The sequence below is a fragment of the Pseudaminobacter soli (ex Zhang et al. 2022) genome (genome assembly GCF_014595955.1).
In the GTDB taxonomy this organism is placed as follows: Bacteria; Pseudomonadota; Alphaproteobacteria; order Rhizobiales; family Rhizobiaceae; genus Kumtagia; species Kumtagia pseudosoli.
Window position 1 is genome coordinate 68630 of sequence record NZ_JABVCF010000009.1, and the last position, 18371, is coordinate 87000.

Sequence of the window (18371 nt, forward strand, 5' to 3'; positions counted from 1 at the left end):
ACGCACGCTTTCTTCTCTCAGTCAACGCGGCTCTGAGTTGCGGAGACTCCCAAAAAAATATCCACAAGATTTGGCGGTTTTTTTGGGGTCCCGGTCACGATTACGCCTTCCAGAACAAACTGCTGCGAATGATTCGGAGGGCGGCCCGATGATTGTGATTGTGGACGAGCGTGAGCTCGTCACCGAAGGCTATTGTTCGATGTTCGACCGGGAGGGCGTCGCCACGACCGGCTTCAAGTCGAACGAATTCGGGGAATGGGTATCGAGCGCCCCCGACGAGGACCTGAGTTCGGTTCGCGCCTTCCTCATCGGCGATTGCAGCGGCGAGGCGGTCTCGCCGCGCACGATCCGCGACCGGACCAAGGCGCCAGTGATTGCGCTCAGCGAACATACTACGCTCGAGAATACGCTCCGGCTCTTCGAGTCAGGCGTAGACGACGTGATCAAGAAGCCGGTGCACATCCGCGAGATCCTGGCGCGCATCGCTGCCATCCAGCGGCGCGGCGCCGAGCAGAAGCCGGTGGCGGCGGGCCGCCTGCATGTTTTCATGGACGGTCGCGATCCGGAGGTCGACGGACAGCCCTTGCCGCTGCCGCGTCGCGAGCGCCGCATTCTCGAGTTCCTGGCGAGCAATAGCGGCCGTCGCGTCACCAAGACCCAGGTCTTCAACGCCATTTACGGGCTCTTCGACGAGGAGGTCGAGGAGAACGTCGTGGAAAGCCACATCAGCAAGCTTCGCAAGAAACTCCGCGAGCGGCTGGGTTTCGACCCAATCGATTCTAAGCGGTTCCTTGGATACCAGCTTGTCGTCTGATCGCGTCAAAGCCGCCTCGCAGCAAAGCGGCTTCCCGCCAGCCTCGCGCAAGACAGGCAGGCTAATCTCTGCACCTGCGGCCTGTATCGAGGAGAGTTTTCGATGAGCCTTTACGGAATGATGCGCACTGGCGTCTCAGGCATGAACGCCCAGGCCAACCGCCTCTCCTCGGTGGCGGACAACATCGCCAATTCCAACACTACCGGTTACAAGCGGTCCACCACGGAATTCTCCTCGCTGGTGCTCCCCCAGACCGGGGGCAACTACACGTCGGGCGGCGTCACCACGACTGTCCGGAACTCGATCACGCAGCAGGGCGACCTCAGGTTCACCACCTCCGGTTACGACCTCGCCGTCAGCGGGGAAGGCTTCTTCGTCGTCCAGGACGCGGCGGGAAAGACCTTCATGACGCGCGCCGGAGCCTTCACGCCGGACGACCAGGGCAGGCTCGTCAACGCGGCCGGCTTTACGCTGATGGGCTATAGCTATGCGAACGGCGTTCCGAGCGCCAACGCGAACGGCTTTGGCGGGCTGGTGCCCGTGAACGTGAACCTGAACGAGATCACCGCATCGCCAAGCCAGCAGGGCGTTTTCAGTGCCAACTTGCCCGCCGCTGCGACGCCCGTTCCAGCAGCGAATCTTCCGTCCACAAACGCGGCGACCGCCCAGTACACGTCGAAATCCAGCCTTCTTGCCTACGACAACCTCGGGCGTGAGGTTATCCTTGACGTCTACAGCACCAAGACCGCCGACGACACCTGGCAGGTCACGATCTTCAATCAGGCCGATGCCGCGCCGGACACGTCATTCCCCTACGGGGCGCCAGCCTTGGCCACTCAGACGCTGACGTTCGATCCCGCCAACAAGGGCAAACTCGCCGGTGGCAGTGCCGACAGCGTCACGTTCACCGTCCCCGGAGGCCAGAGCCTCACTCTTGATCTGTCGGGAATGACGCAGTTGGGCAACACCTACTCGGTTGGCGCCGCAACGATAGACGGCTCGGGCCCGACCACGATCGAAAACATCGAAATCGCCAACGACGGCATAGTGTATGCCCAGTACGGCGATGGCTCAATTAAGGCGCTGTACCGCGTTCCGCTGGCTACCGTTCCCAGCCCGGACCAGCTTACCGTGCTGCCGGGGAACGTCTTCGCAGCCAGCGCGCTCTCCGGCGGTGCTCAGGTCGGCTTCCCGGGCGAAGGAAAGCTTGGCTCGATCATGTCGGGCGCATTGGAAAGCTCGAATGTCGACGTGGCGGAAGAGCTTACGAACATGATCGAGTCCCAGCGCGGATACACCGCCAATTCCAAGGTGTTCCAGACCGGCGCCGAACTCATGGACGTTCTCGTCAACCTGAAGAGGTAGCCTGACGAAGAGGGGCCGTTCCCCTCGCCGCAGGCTGCTCCGGAGGTAAAGCAGGCATGTCGCTATCAACCGCTCTCAACATTGCGCAGTCCTCTCTTCTCAATACGGGTCGCCAGACCAGCGTCGTCTCGCGCAACGTCCAGGAGAGCAACAATCCGGACTACACGCGGCGCATGGCCATGCTGGGGAGCCTGGCGCCTGGCTCGCGCGTCCTGGAGATCCAGCGGGCGACGAACGAGCAGCTTTTCCGCCAAAATCTGGCCGCGCTTTCCGCATGGAGCTCTCAACACGAACTGTACGAAGGGCTGGAGCGGCTCGAAATTGCCGTCCACGGGATCGATAATCAGCAGTCTGCCGCCGCTGCGATCGGCAAGCTGCAGCAGGCACTGCAGACCTATTCCGCCTCGCCCTCCGATGCCACCGTCGCCGAGGATGCCATCGACGCAGCGCGCCAGGTGGTCCGCACCCTGAATGCGGCCACCTACTCCATCCAGTCGTTTCGCGCCGAGATCGACTCGCAGGTCGCCGGGGCGACCGGCGAGCTCAACCAGTTGCTCGCTGCCTTCAAGGATGCCAATGACGCGGTTGTCAAAGGCACACGCGCCGGCACGGACGTGTCGGATGCGCTTGACCGACGCGACGGGCTGCTGAAGAAGATCGCGCAATATGTCCCCGTCTCGACGCTGTCGCGCCCCGGCAATGACCTGGTGCTCATGACCAAGGACGGCGTAACGCTCTTCGAGACGGTGCCGCGATCGGTGACGTTCCAGCCGACGTCCTCCTACACCCCGGGTCTGCCGGGGAACTCGATCTATATCGACGGTGTCCCGGTCGGGCTTGGAACCGGCGGCAACACCGACGCTTCGGGCAAGCTAGCGGGCCTGGTGCAATTGCGTGATGGCGTCGCGCCCAAGCTCCAGGGGCAGATGGACGAAATCGCACGCGGGCTGATCACGGCCTTCGCCGAAGAGAGCACGACTCTTCCGGACGCGCCTGGCCTCTTCACCTGGCCCGGCGCACCTGGCATGCCGCCCGCAGGCACGCTCGTGAACGGATTGGCAGGCTCGATCCGCCTCAATGCCGCTTTCGACTACGGCGCTGGTGGAAATCCGGAGCTGTTGCGGGATGGGGGTGCCAACGGCGCGGCCTATGTGGCCAATACCACCGGTGTAGCCGGATACGCCGATCTCCTGATCGCCTATGGCGACCGGATAGCTGCACCGATGGCGTTCGACATCGCCGCTGGTCTGGCCACGACGCTAAGCCTCAGCGAGTTCTCGACGGCGTCCGTGGGTTGGTTCCAGTCGATCCGGAAGGATGCGTCGGCTGCGGCCCAGACCAAGGAGGCGCTGGCCGCGCGGACAGAAGAGGCACTTTCCAACGCTACGGGCGTGAATGTCGACACAGAGATGGCGCTGTTGCTCGAGCTTGAACGCTCCTACGAAGCGTCGGCCCGCCTCATCAAGGCGATCGACGAGATGCTGGGCGCCTTGTTAGCCGCGGTGAGGTGATCATGAAGACCACATCCGTCTCGACGGCCGCACTATCACAAAGTCTCCGATATTCGCTGATGCGCTCGCAATCCGAGCTGACGCGGAATCAGAAGGAACTGCAGACGGGATTGGTCGCAGATACAGGCCTGGCGCTCGGCGTCCGCACGGCTCAGACGGTTACTTTTTCCCGCGATTTCGAACGCATGCAGGGGATCGTCAATTCCAACAACCTGATCTCCGGCCGCCTGGAGATGACCCAGGAGGCACTCAAGCGAATCCAGACAGCCGCGCAGACATTCCTCACGACGCTTACCGCGAGTTCCTCCGGCAGCGCCACGATTGAGGTGACCCGCGCGAGCGCAAGCACGATGCTGGAACAACTCACGGGCATACTGAACACCAGCTTCAACGGAGAATATGTCTTCGCCGGTACCAACACCGACGTTAGGCCTTTGGACGATTTCACTGCTCCGGCATCGCCGTCCAAGGCAGCGTTCGACGCTGCGTTCCTCGCTCATTTCGGGTTCACGCAGAGCGACCCCGCGACCGCGACGATCACCGCCAGCCAGATGGACATCTTCCTCTCGACCGCCGTCGAACCGCAGTTCCTCGGCGCTGGCTGGTCGGCGAACTGGTCCGCCGCAACCGACCAGAGCATCATCAGCCGCATCACTTTGACGGAGACGACCAAGACCTCCGTCAGCGCCAACGATGACACCATGCGCAAGGTCGCGATGGCGTCCGCGACGTTATCCGAGCTCTTCACCGGCGATTTCGGGCCCGGCGCACGGAAGGTCCTGGTGGACAGGGCCATCACGCTGGTCGCGGAAACAGTCCTCTCCCTCGGAGACTTGCAGGCACGCACGGGCATTATCGAAAAGCGCGTCAGCGACGCCAGCGATCGGCTGAATGTGCAGATGGATCTTTTCGAGAAGCAGCTTGGCAACATGCTGATCGTCGATCCCTATGAGGCGCAGGTCCGCGTCAGCGAGTTGCTCAACCACATCGAGTTGTCCTATGCTCTGACTTCGCGAATTCAGCAGCTCAGTCTGCTGCGCTTCATCAGCTAATCATTGCTTCGGTCAAACATGTACCAATTCTCCTATGCCGACATCCAGGCCGACTCTGTAGCTGATGCCAGAGATCGGGAGCGCCAACTGCTCGACCGCTCGATCCTGCTTCTTACCGAAGCGCACCGATCCGGGCCGCGCACGATGCAGGCGGTCGAAGCGCTCCACTTCACCAGCCGTCTCTGGTCGACGCTCATCGAGGACCTCGGCAGCGAGGACAATGCGCTGCCCAGTGAACTGCGGGCGAATCTGATTTCGATCGGTCTGTGGGTGCTCCGGGAGACCGAGGCTGTGCGACAGGGCCGCTCCAACAACTTCGAGGGCTTGATCGAAGTGTCGCAGATCATCCGGGACGGAATCAGATGAAGCCCACGCTGAAAATCTCTCTCAAGGCGAACGAGAAGATCTATCTCAACGGGGCGGTAATCAAGCCCGACCGGAAGGTGACGATCGAACTCCTGAACGACGTGCACTTCCTGCTGGAGAACCACGTTCTGCAGGCGTCGGACGCATCGACGCCGCTGCGCCAGCTCTATTTCATGGTGCAGGTGATGCTTATGGATCCGCGCGGCGCGGTGCAGGCCCGGGAGATGTTCCGCACTTCGCTTCCGCTGCTTCTTGCAAGCTTCAAGGATCCGCAGATCAGCGCCGCGCTGAAGCAGGTCGACGCGCTCGTCAGCCAGGGCAGCGTCTACGAGGCGCTGAAGACGATCCGCTCGCTCTACCACCTTGAGGCAAAGGCCCTCGGCCAGACCCACGACGTTTTGCCGGAGCGGCGCCCGATCGCGGTTGGGGAGGTGGCCTGATGGTTGGCTCTGTCACCTCCGTCCAGCCCGGCGCGACCACAGCGGCATCGGATGCCGCGTCCAAAACCGCCGTCGACTACCAGTCGTTCCTGAGACTGCTCGTCGCCGAGATGAAGAACCAGGATCCGACCAAGCCGATGGATTCGACGCAGTTCGTGGCTCAGCTCGCCTCGTTCTCGCAGGTCGAGCAGTCGGTGCAGATCAACAATCGGCTCGATCAGCTTCTCCAGGCCTCGACGCTGGCGCAGGCCGACGCCATCATCGGCCGAACCATCACTTCGGCGGACGGCAAGATCTCCGGCAAGGTCGAGGAGGTGCGCCTGACCTCCAGCGGTGCCGTTGCCGTGCTCGACACTGGCAAGGAGCTTCCAGTCGGTCCCGGCATCGTCATCTCCTGAGGTCGGGCCATGAACGAGGCTGATGCGCTCGACATCGTCCAGTTCGCCATCTGGACGGTGATCACCGCCTCGGGCCCCGCGGTCGGGGCGGCGATGCTCGTCGGCATCGGCATAGCGCTCGTCCAGGCGCTCACGCAGATCCAGGAGGTGACCCTCACCTTCGTTCCGAAAATCGTCGCGATCATGGTGGTCATCGCCTTCACCGGGCCCTTCATAGGCGGCCAGATCTCCGCCTTCTCCAATGTGATATTCGAGCGCATCCAGACCGGCTTCTGATCCGGCGAACTCCGTCAAACCGTTCCTCACCATGAGAGGTCTGGTGCCCTTTCGGACCTGAGTCCGACCTAGCCGGACTGCGGTCCGGGATTGGCCGCAATGGTCTCGGCCGGATCGTGTGGGGTATCCGTTCCACCTAACCTCCTCCTGTTCGCAAGACGCGAATCCTATTTGAGGAGGTACCCGTGACTGCAATCTCTCTACACCGCCGGCTGAAGGCGGCCGCGGCACTCGCCGCCCTTGCATTCGGATTCACTGCGGCTCCGGTTACGCTTGATCTGACCCGCTCGTTCCCCACCCTCGCCGACAATGCAGCCTACGCCCGCAAGGGCGCCGACGATCCGGTCGGGCACATCCGCAAGGGTCGCGGAAAGGATGACGCTCCCGGCCATATCCGCAAAGGCCGCGGACAGGACGACGCGCCTGGCCACGTCCGCGGTGGCGGCGGAAAAGATGACGCGCCTGGTGATGACCGCGGCGGCAGGCGGGGTCGCGGCGCCGACGATGGGCCGGGCGATGACCATGGTGGCAAGCATGGGCGTGGTGCCGATGACGGTCCAGGCGACGATCATGGCCGAGGCCGCGGACACGATGCCGGCAATGACTCTGGGGACGATCACGGTGGTCGAGGTCGGGGTCGTGGCCGCGACTAGTCAGACGATTTGCCCTGCTCAATCGCATCGAGATCGTCGGACCTTGGTCCGGCGATCTCGATTGTGAGTGGATGTAAGACTTCGCCCATGGAGAACAGATTTGTCTTCGGTTGGAGTATCGGTGCGACCCTGACAGCCCGCCGGATGGTCATGCGATCGGCCGCCGTTCTGCTGCGGGTCGCGCTGTGCTCCGTTTCCTTGATTGGCACGTCGGCCCTCGCCTATTCCCTCCTCCCGCCGTCGATCGCAATTGCCAAGGATGGCGACAGCGGCGGCGGTGGCAACTCGGGCCGCGGCGGTGGCGGCGGTCATGACAGTGATGGCCGAGACCACGACAACGATGGCGACAGCAGCGGCCATGGCGGTGATGACGGCGGCGACAGCAGCGGCCGCGGCGGTGGGGGCGACGACCGCGACGACGGCAAGGATCGAGGAGACGACCGCTCCGGCCGTCGTGACGGCGAGAGAAGGGACAGGCGCGACGATAGGATCGTTGGGCGCTTCCTCGATTCGCTGAAAAGCCGCGGCCAAGTTGTCTGGTCTTCCAACACCAGGAGTTCGATCGAGGTGCGCTATGCGGACGGATGGAGCGAGCGTGTCAAAGGATCGACCTACTCGCTGACCGATCCCCGGCAAAGAAGCGTCGTCACCCGCCCCGCCCGCAAGTCTGATGTGGAGCGCCTGAAGGCAGCGATCGACTAAGCGCGTTTTATGACGCCGACTGCTTCCAACTCTCCTTGGCGAGCACGGCGGCTTCCACGCGATTGCGAGCATTGAGCTTCTGCAGGATGCTGGTCATGTAGTGCTTGACCGTCTTCTCCTGCAGGTCGAGCTTGCGCCCGACTTCCTTGTTGCTCAGCCCCTGAGCGACCAGCTTGAGGATCTGCTCCTCGCGCGCTGTCAGCGTCGCCAGCGGCGTATTTGTCGGACGAGCCGCGCCAGCCGGGCCGGCTCGCATGCTGACCAGCAGGCGCGCAGCCAGGCCCGGCGACACATAGGACTCGCCATTGGCTATGCCCGCCAGAATTCCCGCAAGTTCTTCAGCACTCACCCCCTTCAGAATGTAGCCCTTCGCGCCGGCCTGCAGAGCGCTCATGATGTCGTCGTCCGCTTCGGATACCGTAAGCATGGCGATGTTCACGCTGGGCACCGACGCCACAATTTGCCGGGCGGCCTCTACGCCATTGCCTGGCATAGAGATGTCGAGCATCATCACGTCCGGCTTCAGTTCCCTCGCAAGCCGGACCGCGTCGTCCGCGTTCGATGCTTCCGCGACAACAGAGAAACGGCCATCGTCGGTCAGCGACTTGACCACCCCGCTGCGATAAAGCGGATGATCGTCGACGACGACCACGGTCTTCGGCTTACTCATCGTCCCCGTCCCTCAGGTACACCCGCATCGTCATCGTGACCTCCCCCCCCTCGGGCGCGTCGAAGGAAAATCTGCCGCCCAGGCTCTCGACCCGCTCGCGTAGCCCTGCCAGGCCGAGGCCTGTACCGTTCCTCGACGTTTCCCCTCCGTTGGCCGGACCGTTCTGCAGAGAGACGGTCAGGATGTGGCCTTCTATGAACGCTTCGACGCGCTGGCCTACTCCCGAAGCATGTCGGAAGGCATTGCTCAGCCCTTCCTGGACGAAGCGGAAGACGCAGATCTTCAGCGCCTCGGAAACCGACGCCGTGCTGAGCTCGAGGTGGACGGATACTGCGGTCGATGTCAGTCGTTCGTGCGCATGGACCAGCCCGGTGATGATCGTCTCCAGCGACTTGCTCTCGATCTCGGGCAGGGAGAGCCCACCGCAAATGTCCCGGATTTCGCGCATGGCGTCGTCAAGGGCGCCCTTCACGACCTGCGCCTCCGCCAGCCTCTCCGACTTGCGAGGGGCGCGGGCAATGCCGGACAGTTTCAGGGCCGCAAGGCTGATCAGTTGCGCCGGACCGTCGTGGAGGTCCGCGCCGACGCGCCGGAGGAAGCGCTCGTTGAGCTCAGCCGCCCGGCCTGCGGCGCGCTCGACGCGCACGCGCAGTTGCCGGTTCTGTTCCGAGGCTTGGACAGCCTCCACCATGCGATCTCTGAGCGCCTGCCGCTGGTCCTCGATGACCCTGCTCGCCCGGTGCACGATCCCGAACAGGGCCGATCCGATCATCAGCATCAGGGCGGCGACCAGCAGCCATGCCTCCACGACCGCTCCCCGCAGCGTCCCGTGAAGCGCCGTGGCGTCCTCATAGAACTCGGCCACGGCGATGATGCGCCCGGTCCAGACTTCGCGGATCGGGCTATAGACTTCGAGGAGAGGCAGCCCGGATCTCCTTTCGCCGGCGCTTTCGTCCTCGTCCAGTTCATCCAGTTCCGAAACGATGCTGCCGGCGAACGCCTTCTCCAGACCCGCCGACACCGGAAAGCGGCGGCCGATCAGGTTCTCGTCTTCGGCATAGGCGATCAGCCCGCCCGGCTTCCAGAGCTTCACGGATATGACGCGCTGGCCGAAGGCGCTGCCTTCGAGCAATTCCTCCATGGCACGTGTCGGTCCGATCGACAGGACGTCGGCCGTGTCGAGTTCCTGGGCAAGGGGCCCGATGAAACTGTCCATGAAGAGCGCGGTGGCGCCGGCCGTGTTCGACACCACGCCGCGCGAGATCACGTTCGTCAGCCAATAGCCCGTGACCACCGCCGCAACGATCATCACCACGCTGCCGGTGAGGGCAAACCGCGTTGAAAGGCTGAGCGAGTCGAGCCGAGCCGATCGTGTCCTGAGGTAATCGGTGAGCGCGATGCCCATGTTCAGCGCTTACCGACATTCGCTGAAACTGACAATTGGACAAGGGTCGGCTGCCATCGGACCAAGGTCCGTCTCTCTGCGTTGGCCGGGGATGCCACCCTCGCACAAGCTTGTCCGACTAGGCTCCCGGCCCAAAGCGTAGAGCAGGTCGGACCGGCCAATGGCGATTACAGAAACGATATCCCCGAGCACCCCCGCCCGACACAGCCGGGACGTGTTCTTCGCCCTTGGCATCGTTGTCATCCTGGCGGTGCTGTTCCTGCCGATCCCGGCCTTCATGATCGACCTCGGGCTGGCGATCTCCATCGCCCTGTCTGTGCTGATCCTGATGGTTGCGCTCTGGATCCAGCGGCCGCTCGACTTCTCTTCCTTCCCGACGATCCTCCTCATCGCCACAATGCTGCGACTGTCGCTGAACATCGCGACGACCCGCATGATCCTGTCGCATGGTAGCGAAGGCACGACCGCGGCTGGCTACATCATCAGCGGCTTCTCCCAGTTGGTGATGAGCGGCGACTTCGTGATCGGCCTGATTGTCTTCCTGATCCTGATCATCGTGAACTTCATCGTGATCACCAAGGGCGCCACCCGTATCGCCGAGGTCGGCGCGCGCTTCACCCTCGACGCCATCCCCGGCAAGCAGATGTCGATCGACGCCGACCTGTCGGCGGGCGTGATCGACGACAAGACGGCGCAGCTCCGCCGGCGCGAACTGGAGGAGGAAAGCTCCTTCTTCGGCTCGATGGACGGCGCCTCCAAATTCGTGCGCGGCGATGCCATCGCCGGCCTGATCATCACCGCGATCAACATCATCGGCGGCATCGCCATCGGCTATTTCCGCCATGGCATGGCCATGGGCGAATCCGCCGACGTCTTCATCAAGCTGTCGGTCGGCGATGGCCTGGTGACACAGATCCCGGCGCTCATCGTCTCTCTCGCCGCCGGCCTGCTGGTGTCCAAGGGCGGCACGCGGGGCTCCGCCGACCAGGCGGTGTTCGGCCAGCTCGGCGCCTATCCGCGCGCCCTCTATGTCGCGGCGGGACTGCTGATCCTGCTCGGGCTGATGCCCGGCCTGCCGATGTTCCCCTTCGTCGCTCTGGCCGGCTCGATGGCAGCAATCGGCTATGTCATCCCGCTCCGCCGCAAGCAGATGATGGAAGAACAGGCCGAACTCGCCCGCCAGCAGAGCGCCACCAAGGAGGACGAGGAGAAGAATTCGGTCAAGGCGTCGCTGAAGACCGCCGAGATCGAACTCCTGATCGGCAAGCAGCTGTCGACCAGGCTGCTCGTCTCGCACCAGGAACTTGCCTTCCGCATGGCGAAAATGCGCAAGAAATTCGCTACGCAGTACGGCTTCGTCGTGCCTGAGGTGAAGCTCACTGACGAGCTCTCGCTGCAGAGCAAAAGCTACCAGATCAAGATCCACGGTACCGTCGTCGCTGAATATCAGATGCGGGTCGGCGACCTCATGGTACTGCTCGGCCAGCGCGAGCCTCCCGAAATCCCCGGCGCGGAGGTCCGCGAGCCGGCGTTCGGCATGCGCGCCTACTCCGTCCCGGAAATGTTCGCCGAGGATCTGAAGCGCGAGCAGTTTACCTACGCCGACAACATGTCGGTCCTGCTCACCCATCTTTCAGAGGTGATCCGCAACAACCTGCCGCAGTTGCTCTCCTACAAGGACATGAAGGCACTGCTGGAACGCCAGGATCCCGAATACCGGAAGCTGGCGGACGATATCTGCACGGCGCACATCTCCTACCCAGGCCTGCAGGCCGTGCTTAAGCTGCTGCTTGCCGAACGCGTCTCCATCCGCAACCTGCACCTTATCATCGAGGCCATTGCAGAGATCGCGCCGCATGTGCGCCGCACCGAGCAGATTGTCGAGCATGTGCGGGTCCGCATGGCCCAGCAGATCTGCGGCGACCTGTCGGAGAGCGGCGTGCTCAAGGTGCTCAGGCTCGGCAACCGCTGGGATCTCGCCTTCCACCAGAGCCTCAAGCGCGATGCCAAGGGAGAGATCCGCGAATTCGACATCGACCCGCGCCAGCTCGAGGAATTCGGCCAGGAAGCGACCACCGCGATCCGTGCGCATATGGAAGCCGGCGAGCGCTTCGTGATTGTCACCGCACCCGATGCCCGGCCCTATGTCCGGATGATCGTGGAACGCCTGTTCCCCACCCTGCCGGTCCTTTCGCATGTCGAAATCGCCAAGGGCGTCGAGATCCGGATCCTCGGCACGATCTCGTGAGCGCATTCACCGACACGGTGGTGATTGCGGCATTCCTCGCCTTCTGCCGCATCGGCGCCTGCTTCATGCTGATGCCGGGCCTCTCCAGCGCCCGTGTGCCGATGCAGGTCCGGCTCTTCGTCGCGATCGCCGCGACGGGAGCACTGCTGGCCCATCTCTGGGACCAGCTGATGCCCTTCGCCAGCCGCGACCCCGCCCTCCTTGGTCCAATGATCGTGTCGGAACTGCTGACCGGCAGCCTCATCGGGCTGCTGGCACGCCTTTACATGCTGGCGCTCGCGTTCATAGGCTCGGCGATCGCCATGCTGGTCGGATATGGCGGCATGGCCGGGCCGGGCATCGAGAACGGCGAGCCGCAGGCGCCACTCGGCGAGATCATATCCTTCTCGGCGCTGATGCTGCTCTTTGTGTTCGACTTTCATCACCAGATCGTCGAGGCACTGGTCCGCTCCTATGAATTTGCGCCGGTGAACGTGTTCTTCAATCCACGCGGGGCGCTGGTGAATGTCGGCGACACGATCGGCGATTCATTCCTCATCGCGCTGCGGCTCGGCAGCCCGTTCGTCGCCTACGCCATTCTGGTCAACCTGACGGTCGGCTTCGTGAACAAGCTGACCCCACAGATCCCGGTCTATTTCATCTCGCTGCCGATGGTGATCGCCGGTGGCCTGATCCTCTTCTACTTCGCCATCGCGACCATGCTCAGCCTGTTTGCCGATGGATTCGCGGCAGCGACGCTGGGAGGCTGAAAGTGCAGGATCGAAGAGAACGGCTTCGCAAGCTAGTGGTCGTCCAGGAGAAGTTGCAGCGTCTGCACGAGACGCGCCACGCCGGATATGTCGCGGCTGCCGCCAAGGAGCGGGCCGAAGCAAACGAACTCGCCAACAGCTTCGACGCGGAAGGGTCAATGGCGAGCCTGTTCCCGGAACTCTACCACAGCCGGATATCGGCTGCGCTTGCCAAGGAGCAGGCGAACCTGCGGCTTGCCGAAGTCGAGGCGCAACACGTCGCCACCGCAACCGCTCGCACCAACATGGTCGAGCGGGCCTGGAAGGATGCCGCGCGCGAGGACGAGCGGGCAAAGGCGGAGCGCGATCGGCTGGAGTTGCTCGGCCGCAAGCCAAGCGCTGAGTAAGGCTCCCACAAGCTTACCGCGTCACATTGCTGACATCTGAATCGGAGCGGCTATTCGTGGCGATCTCACCTCCAAGCGACATTGTCCTCGACGTCGCTCGCGCGGTCGAGCCGGAGGGCGTTCAGGCGGCACGGGCCGCTTTGGCGCAGCGCAGCGGCGCACCGGCGCCGGCGAGCTCCGACGCCGCATTCTCCGTCAATGTCGCGAACCAGACCGCAGCGCCGGGTCTTTCCCGCAGCGCCGAACCTGCCGGGCGGGCCGACGCCTACAAGCGCTTCGAGGCGGTCGTGCTCCAAACCTTCGTCCGCTCGATGCTGCCGAAGGAGGCGGAGCAGGTCTACGGAAAGGGCATGGCCGGCGACATGTGGAAGTCGATGATGGCCGAAAGGCTAGCCGACGTGATTGCGGATCGCGGCGGCATCGGCATCGCCTCGCGGCTGCTCGCCGGCCACTATGTCGAGGGCGAGAAGAAAGTCTCGATCGGGCCCATCTCTCGCGGCACCGAGAACACCGAGGCCGACATGCAGTCGTCCCTCTCCACCGCACTGCTTCATGAACTTCAACGCAAGGCTGCCCAGTCCCTCCGCGGCATCGCCACAACCTCAGACAAAAGCGACACCTAGGATCGACCTATCATGAGCGACCAGTTCACTCCCATGTACAAGGCGCCGGCTGCGAACGATCCAGCTGCTCTCGGCCGGCCAGCGAGCCTTTCCATCATCATCGGCCGCATCGAGGAGGCCGTCGAGGCCGAGACGCACGGGCTGAAGACCGAGCGCAACTTCGACCTGTCGTCGTCGAACGCACGCAAGAGCCGCTATCTCTATGAGTTGACACGCGCCATGAAGGGCGTGACGGAAGCCGAATTCCTGGAGGAACACCGCGACAGCCTGACCCGCTTGCGTGGCACGCTGGCCCGCAACGAGGCGGCCATTCGCGCCCACCTCGATGCCGTCAGCGAAGTCGCCGAACTGATGCGTGACGCCATTCGGCGCGCCGAGGCGGACGGCACCTACTCCGCCGGCGAGTTCGGGTGGGGAACGTGATCAAGTTCGTCCTGGCCGCGGTCTGGATCTGCGTCGCAACCTTGGGCGCGGTCTTCTACGCTTTCCAGTCGGTGGAGTCGAAGTCGACTGCGGATGAGACCGGTCCCCTGACGATGATGGGCGGCCTGGACTATGTGAAGACGGAAGTGATCTCCGTCCCGGTGATCCGCGACGCCGCCGTGGAAGGCTATTTCCTTACAAGACTGGTCTACACTGTGGACCCGCGCGAGATGAAGAAGCTGAAGGTTCCTGCCGAAGCGGTCATAACGGACGTGGTCTATTCCTTCGTGTACTCCAGCCCCAGCCTAGATTTCCGCAAGGTGAAGACGCTGGACCCTGACCGGCTGCGCAACGGCATCCGGGAGGGCATCAATACGCGCATAGGGCAGCAACTGATCCAGGACGTTTTGATCGAGCAGATCGATTACCTCTCGAAGGAGGAAGTCCGCGACAACGCGCTGAAGCGTCGCAAGAGCAGCGCCAAGGTCGTCACTTTCGGCCAGCAGACTGCGGAGCAGCCCGCGGAGGGAGCCGGCCCGGCCCATTGAGCGTACGCCATCCGGCCTGTTGACCTCAAAGTCTCAGTTGACGTAACCGACGTCGGCATTGTGTGCCATCGCCGCTTGCGATCGCCACTCTAGATGAGCAACCATCGCCGTCGGGCCTGCAATGGAGAAGATTAAGATGGGCGTGAAGGAAATTGCGGACCGTTTGCGTCCAAATGTCGAATCCGCTGGTTTTCAGCACTCGGCCAAGTTCGACACGGGACCGGACGGCGTCGTCGTTATCGACGGGAACACCATCTCCACCGAAGACGCGCCGACCGATTGCACCATTTCGCTGTCGCTCGCGGATCTGGAGGCCCTGATCGCAGGGGACCTCAGCCCGACCATGGCGTTCATGACCGGGAAGATAAAGGTCGAAGGCGACATGTCCGTCGCGATGGCGCTCGGTCAGATGGTGGGCTGAGCGGCAGCCGACACGAAGTTGCGCGCATACTCCTCCCAGGCCGGACCTGGGAGGAGAAGCCGAATTCAAACTGCCTTGGGAGCCTTGCTGCTTTCGCCGCCTCTTCCGTCGAGGCTACGCGCCGCAGAACCTTACGCCGCCCGCTTCAGGCCGGCAGCCGACCTCTTCGGAAGCTTCCGGCCGGTGGCCTTCAGCACCCCTTCCGCGCCATCCAACGCGCCTTCCGTCAGCTCGAGCGCCAGGAAGCGGTGCCGCTCATACGGCCCCGGCATGGCAAGCGACGCGGTCTTTTCAGCCGAGAAGCCGAAGCGCGCATAATAGGGCGCGTCGCCAACAAGCAGGATCGCACGGTGGCCGAGCCGCCTTGCTTCGGCAATAGCGTGGCGCATCAGCGCAGAGCCGATGCCAAAGCCCTTCGCATCTGGATCGACGGCAAGCGGCCCGAGGAGAAGCACGTCCCCCTCCGGAAGGGACTTTGCCCTAACCGCCACATCCCACAGCCGCACCGTCCCGACGACCCGCCCCTTGGGATCGCGCGCGACGAACGCCAGCCCTTTGGAGGGTATGCGCCCGCGACGGAGTTTTTCCGACGACTTGCGCGTGCGGCCAAGCCCCATGGCGCGGTCGAGCAATGCTTCGCGGGCGGCAATGTCGGCGTCAGATTCGGGAGTGATGGTGAAGGCATAGCCACTGCCGATCTCCCCCCTTGTGGGGGAGATCAGCCGGCCGCCGATGCCGGCGCCAGCGAAATTGCTGAGAGAATTCATTCCACTATCCCTCACAAGCGGAGATCTGTTTCCACGAGCGAACCCGCCGCCGGCTGGACGGCCGGCGACAGGAGAGACGCTGACGGCGCGAGCCGTCAGATCACGTAGGATCGGAGCGGTTCGAAGCCGTTGAAGGCGACCGAGGCGTAGGTCGTCGTGTAGGCGCCCGTGCCCTCGATCAGCACCTCGTCGCCGATGGTCAGCGACAGCGGCAGCGGATAGGGCGACTTCTCGTAGAGCACGTCGGCCGAGTCGCAGGTCGGCCCGGCGAGCACGCAAGGCGCCTTGGCGTCTCCGTCACGTGGGGTCACGATCGGGTAGCGGATTGCCTCGTCCATCGTCTCCGCGAGCCCGCCGAACTTGCCGATGTCGAGATAGACCCAGCGCACATTGTCGTTGTCGGCCTTCTTGGAGATCAGCACGACTTCCGATTTGATAACGCCGGCATTGCCGACCATGCCGCGGCCCGGCTCGATGATGGTCTCCGGGAGACGGTTGCCAAAATGCTTTGAAAGCGCCTCGAAGATCGCCTGGCCGTAGGCCTGCGCCGCCGGCACGTCCTTGAGGTAGCGGGTCGGGAAGCCGCCGCCCATATTGACCATCCTCAGCACGATGCCCTCATCGGCCAGCGTGGCAAAAACCCGCTTGGCGTCGCCGAGTGCACGATCCCAGGCCGTCAGGTCGCACTGCTGCGAGCCAACGTGGAACGACACGCCGTAGGCATCGAGCCCGAGCATCTTGGCATGACGCAGCACGTCGACAGCCATGGCAGGCACGCAGCCGAACTTGCGCGACAGCGGCCATTCGGCGCCCTCGCCGTCGGTCAGGACGCGGCAGAACACCCTGGATCCTGGAGCAGCGCGCGCCACCTTCTCCACCTCCTCGACGCAGTCGACGGCGAAGAGGCGGATGCCGAACTCATAGGCGCGAGCGATATCGCGCTCCTTCTTGATCGTGTTGCCGAAAGAGATGCGCTCCGCCGGCGCACCGGCATCCATTGCCATCTCGATTTCGGCGACCGAAGCGGTGTCGAAGGACGAGCCGAGGCCGGCAAGCAGGCGCAGGATCTCCGGCGCCGGGTTTGCCTTCACCGCGTAGTAGATCTTGGATTCGGGGAGCGCCTTCTCGAAGGCGCGGTAGTTGTCGCGCACGACATCGAGGTCGATGACGAGGCAGGGGCCCTCCGGTCGTCGGGTGGCGAGGAAGTCGAGGATACGCTGGGTCGCCATGGTCGCTCCATTCGCGCCTTTCCGGCGCGCGCAAGGGCTCGGGCGCTGCGGAGGCTCGTTCCGCGAACGCTCGGTTGGACAAAGGCGGGACGAAAATCCAATGGGACCAGCCGGTGGAGACCCCGGAACCATCGAATGCCGTCTCGCGGCGATGAGCTTGAGCCTTGCCGGGCTCCTGCTCGCTTTGTCTGCCTTGGCTTGGAGGGATGTCCCACCGCACTGCCGGCAATGAAGGTGTGCCTCTTCAGTAACCCCGGTCTTTGGACAACCGGAAGAGAACCAGAAAGGCCCGCACCGTCGTTGCTTCAAGGCGTCCTCGGACTGTGCGGTTGGCCGCTCATCCGACCGGGTTCGTTACTCCCCGGGTACCGTCCCGGTTGCCTCGCCATTCCGAGGACCGGGGGACGCCCACAGGCACGTGCGACTTTGGGCAGCCGCGGATTTAATGATTCGACCTGTCACAATCAATTGGAAATTGATCTCAGGGCGCAAAAAATTGGAGCGGCGATTTCTTGAGCGCTGGGCCGCGCTTTCGGCTCAGTTCGTGGCGATGTTCCGCGCGGCAGCCCTTGCCTTCGCCAACAGCGCGTCATCCCGCGAAACGCCAGAGCGTTCGCAATAACGGCCCAGGCGCCGGACACCCTCGTCTTCCCTGGCGAGCGCGATCAGGAGCAGGCCCCAAGCCAAGTCCGTCTGAACATAATTTTCAAGGGAGAAGCGTTCGAATTGCATTGCGGCCCGTTGTTCGAACGCCGAAAGGACACCCTGGAGAGAATTCAGCTTGGCAAGATCCACGCCGGCTACTCTGAGAGATGCCCGTGCGACGGTCCCGATGCGGCGATCATCGTCGTTGTAGAAGAACGAACACCATTTGGAATTCGAGCCCTTCTTGTCGATGGGATCGATGCACAAGTCCATTCGTGCCGACTTCGACGTTCGCTTCCATGCAAGGCGCCCCCGATTGGCGATTGGCACAAAGTCCAACGACACGCCCCAGCAAGCCGAATAGGTGGCGCCCTTTATCGCCTTGAACTCAAAGATATGGCGAAATTGATCTTCGCGGTGGTGGACCCACCGCAGGTCAGCGACTCTCTCGAGATTTCCGTTTGAGTCTTGGTCGGCTATGACAGCCGATATCACGTCGCCAATCTCGCCGGCCGTACGAGCCGGTTTTCCAGCGTCGAAGCGCCTGCCAAATATCCGTGACAAATCGAAGAGCAAATCGAACTCTGAGCTGCAGGATACATCTTCCCAAACACCACTTGCTGTTCGAGTTCGAGTCAACAACAAACTTGCAAATCGCGTCCGGTCGAACAATGGTGCCC

The 18371-nt window shown here is 63.2% G+C and carries 22 protein-coding genes; 16 read left to right on the top strand and 6 right to left on the bottom strand.

Annotated elements, in window-relative coordinates:
* Positions 1-148 precede the first annotated feature (148 nt).
* The 8 genes from HUI96_RS17150 (at position 149) to fliQ (ending at position 6222) form a co-directional block, all read left to right on the top strand.
* The gene (locus HUI96_RS17150) at positions 149-814 is read left to right on the top strand and encodes a response regulator transcription factor (RefSeq protein ID WP_188255904.1); all 666 of its coding nucleotides are present in this window, start codon (positions 149-151) and stop codon (positions 812-814) included.
* Between the two features lie 102 nt (positions 815-916).
* Complete coding sequence (locus HUI96_RS17155; RefSeq protein ID WP_188255905.1) at positions 917-2179, top strand: flagellar hook protein FlgE; 1263 nt, start codon at positions 917-919, stop codon at positions 2177-2179.
* A 56-nt stretch (positions 2180-2235) separates the two neighbouring features.
* Positions 2236-3690: a flagellar hook-associated protein FlgK gene (gene flgK, locus HUI96_RS17160; protein ID WP_188255906.1), complete on the top strand. Its 1455-nt coding sequence runs from the start codon at positions 2236-2238 to the stop codon at positions 3688-3690.
* Positions 3691-3692: 2 nt separating this feature from the next.
* Positions 3693-4742, top strand: a complete 1050-nt coding sequence (locus HUI96_RS17165) for a flagellar hook-associated family protein (RefSeq protein ID WP_188255907.1) — start codon at positions 3693-3695, stop codon at positions 4740-4742.
* 18 nt (positions 4743-4760) lie between these two features.
* Positions 4761-5108: a flagellar biosynthesis regulator FlaF gene (gene flaF, locus HUI96_RS17170; RefSeq protein ID WP_188255908.1), complete on the top strand. Its 348-nt coding sequence runs from the start codon at positions 4761-4763 to the stop codon at positions 5106-5108.
* Positions 5105-5548, top strand: a complete 444-nt coding sequence (flbT, locus tag HUI96_RS17175; RefSeq protein WP_188255909.1) for a flagellar biosynthesis repressor FlbT — start codon at positions 5105-5107, stop codon at positions 5546-5548. The genes flaF and flbT overlap by 4 nt, the downstream gene beginning before the upstream one ends.
* Positions 5548-5946, top strand: a complete 399-nt coding sequence (gene flgD, locus HUI96_RS17180) for a flagellar hook assembly protein FlgD (RefSeq protein WP_188255910.1) — start codon at positions 5548-5550, stop codon at positions 5944-5946. The genes flbT and flgD overlap by 1 nt, the downstream gene beginning before the upstream one ends.
* Before the next feature lie 9 nt (positions 5947-5955).
* On the top strand, positions 5956-6222 hold the full coding sequence (gene fliQ / locus HUI96_RS17185) for a flagellar biosynthesis protein FliQ (RefSeq protein WP_188255911.1): 267 nt from the start codon (positions 5956-5958) through the stop codon (positions 6220-6222).
* A 200-nt stretch (positions 6223-6422) separates the two neighbouring features.
* Here the strand turns inward: fliQ and HUI96_RS17190 are convergent, their stop codons facing one another.
* Complete coding sequence (locus tag HUI96_RS17190) at positions 6423-6842, bottom strand: hypothetical protein (protein ID WP_188255912.1); 420 nt, start codon at positions 6840-6842, stop codon at positions 6423-6425.
* A 120-nt stretch (positions 6843-6962) separates the two neighbouring features.
* Here HUI96_RS17190 and HUI96_RS17195 point away from each other — a divergent pair, with 120 nt between their 5' ends.
* Positions 6963-7577 (top strand): hypothetical protein, encoded by a 615-nt coding sequence (locus HUI96_RS17195; RefSeq protein ID WP_188255913.1) that lies wholly within the window; start codon positions 6963-6965, stop codon positions 7575-7577.
* 7 nt (positions 7578-7584) lie between these two features.
* Here HUI96_RS17195 and HUI96_RS17200 read toward each other — a convergent pair whose 3' ends face one another.
* Together HUI96_RS17200 and HUI96_RS17205 are read right to left on the bottom strand one after the other, a co-directional pair.
* Entirely contained in the window at positions 7585-8247 is a 663-nt protein-coding gene (locus HUI96_RS17200; RefSeq protein WP_188255914.1) for a response regulator, read from the bottom strand.
* Positions 8240-9652 (bottom strand): sensor histidine kinase, encoded by a 1413-nt coding sequence (locus tag HUI96_RS17205; protein ID WP_188255915.1) that lies wholly within the window; start codon positions 9650-9652, stop codon positions 8240-8242. Before HUI96_RS17205 ends, HUI96_RS17200 begins: the two co-directional genes overlap by 8 nt.
* 160 nt (positions 9653-9812) lie before the next feature.
* Between HUI96_RS17205 and flhA the strand changes: the two genes are divergently transcribed.
* The 7 genes from flhA to HUI96_RS17240 all read left to right on the top strand — a co-directional run bounded on the left by flhA (position 9813) and on the right by HUI96_RS17240 (position 15050).
* Positions 9813-11900 (top strand): flagellar biosynthesis protein FlhA, encoded by a 2088-nt coding sequence (gene flhA / locus HUI96_RS17210; RefSeq protein ID WP_188255916.1) that lies wholly within the window; start codon positions 9813-9815, stop codon positions 11898-11900.
* A complete protein-coding gene (fliR, locus tag HUI96_RS17215) occupies positions 11897-12649 on the top strand; it encodes a flagellar biosynthetic protein FliR (protein ID WP_188255917.1) in 753 nt (250 codons plus the stop codon). Before flhA ends, fliR begins: the two co-directional genes overlap by 4 nt.
* 2 nt (positions 12650-12651) lie before the next feature.
* The gene (locus tag HUI96_RS17220; RefSeq protein WP_188255918.1) at positions 12652-13035 is read left to right on the top strand and encodes a hypothetical protein; all 384 of its coding nucleotides are present in this window, start codon (positions 12652-12654) and stop codon (positions 13033-13035) included.
* Positions 13036-13091: 56 nt separating this feature from the next.
* On the top strand, positions 13092-13658 hold the full coding sequence (locus HUI96_RS17225; protein WP_188255919.1) for a rod-binding protein: 567 nt from the start codon (positions 13092-13094) through the stop codon (positions 13656-13658).
* Between the two features lie 12 nt (positions 13659-13670).
* Entirely contained in the window at positions 13671-14081 is a 411-nt protein-coding gene (locus HUI96_RS17230; RefSeq protein WP_188255920.1) for a hypothetical protein, read from the top strand.
* A complete protein-coding gene (locus tag HUI96_RS17235; RefSeq protein WP_337918426.1) occupies positions 14078-14629 on the top strand; it encodes a hypothetical protein in 552 nt (183 codons plus the stop codon). Before HUI96_RS17230 ends, HUI96_RS17235 begins: the two co-directional genes overlap by 4 nt.
* Positions 14630-14765: 136 nt before the next feature.
* A complete protein-coding gene (locus tag HUI96_RS17240; protein ID WP_188255921.1) occupies positions 14766-15050 on the top strand; it encodes an SCP2 sterol-binding domain-containing protein in 285 nt (94 codons plus the stop codon).
* Between the two features lie 131 nt (positions 15051-15181).
* Here the strand turns inward: HUI96_RS17240 and HUI96_RS17245 are convergent, their stop codons facing one another.
* From HUI96_RS17245 to HUI96_RS17255, 3 genes are all read right to left on the bottom strand, one after another.
* On the bottom strand, positions 15182-15817 hold the full coding sequence (locus tag HUI96_RS17245; protein WP_188255922.1) for a GNAT family N-acetyltransferase: 636 nt from the start codon (positions 15815-15817) through the stop codon (positions 15182-15184).
* Between the two features lie 95 nt (positions 15818-15912).
* Positions 15913-17046, bottom strand: a complete 1134-nt coding sequence (odc2, locus tag HUI96_RS17250) for an ornithine/lysine decarboxylase (RefSeq protein ID WP_188255923.1) — start codon at positions 17044-17046, stop codon at positions 15913-15915.
* A 537-nt stretch (positions 17047-17583) separates the two neighbouring features.
* A complete protein-coding gene (locus tag HUI96_RS17255) occupies positions 17584-18363 on the bottom strand; it encodes a hypothetical protein (protein ID WP_188255924.1) in 780 nt (259 codons plus the stop codon).
* Positions 18364-18371: the final 8 nt, after the last annotated feature.

What these genes read in the sequence shown, in the direction of transcription:
- flgD (WP_188255910.1), top strand. Translation starts at nt 5,548, where the DNA reads ATGGTTGGCTCTGTCACCTCCGTCCAGCCCGGCGCGACCACAGCGGCA.
- flhA (WP_188255916.1), top strand. Translation starts at nt 9,813, where the DNA reads ATGGCGATTACAGAAACGATATCCCCGAGCACCCCCGCCCGACACAGC.
- flaF (WP_188255908.1), top strand. Translation starts at nt 4,761, where the DNA reads ATGTACCAATTCTCCTATGCCGACATCCAGGCCGACTCTGTAGCTGAT.
- fliQ (WP_188255911.1), top strand. Translation starts at nt 5,956, where the DNA reads ATGAACGAGGCTGATGCGCTCGACATCGTCCAGTTCGCCATCTGGACG.
- odc2 (WP_188255923.1), bottom strand. Translation starts at nt 17,046, where the DNA reads ATGGCGACCCAGCGTATCCTCGACTTCCTCGCCACCCGACGACCGGAG.
- HUI96_RS17200 (WP_188255914.1), bottom strand. Translation starts at nt 8,247, where the DNA reads ATGAGTAAGCCGAAGACCGTGGTCGTCGTCGACGATCATCCGCTTTAT.
- HUI96_RS17245 (WP_188255922.1), bottom strand. Translation starts at nt 15,817, where the DNA reads ATGAATTCTCTCAGCAATTTCGCTGGCGCCGGCATCGGCGGCCGGCTG.
- HUI96_RS17150 (WP_188255904.1), top strand. Translation starts at nt 149, where the DNA reads ATGATTGTGATTGTGGACGAGCGTGAGCTCGTCACCGAAGGCTATTGT.
- flgK (WP_188255906.1), top strand. Translation starts at nt 2,236, where the DNA reads ATGTCGCTATCAACCGCTCTCAACATTGCGCAGTCCTCTCTTCTCAAT.
- HUI96_RS17195 (WP_188255913.1), top strand. Translation starts at nt 6,963, where the DNA reads ATGGAGAACAGATTTGTCTTCGGTTGGAGTATCGGTGCGACCCTGACA.
- HUI96_RS17230 (WP_188255920.1), top strand. Translation starts at nt 13,671, where the DNA reads ATGAGCGACCAGTTCACTCCCATGTACAAGGCGCCGGCTGCGAACGAT.
- HUI96_RS17165 (WP_188255907.1), top strand. Translation starts at nt 3,693, where the DNA reads ATGAAGACCACATCCGTCTCGACGGCCGCACTATCACAAAGTCTCCGA.
- HUI96_RS17205 (WP_188255915.1), bottom strand. Translation starts at nt 9,652, where the DNA reads ATGGGCATCGCGCTCACCGATTACCTCAGGACACGATCGGCTCGGCTC.
- HUI96_RS17155 (WP_188255905.1), top strand. Translation starts at nt 917, where the DNA reads ATGAGCCTTTACGGAATGATGCGCACTGGCGTCTCAGGCATGAACGCC.
- HUI96_RS17240 (WP_188255921.1), top strand. Translation starts at nt 14,766, where the DNA reads ATGGGCGTGAAGGAAATTGCGGACCGTTTGCGTCCAAATGTCGAATCC.
- flbT (WP_188255909.1), top strand. Translation starts at nt 5,105, where the DNA reads ATGAAGCCCACGCTGAAAATCTCTCTCAAGGCGAACGAGAAGATCTAT.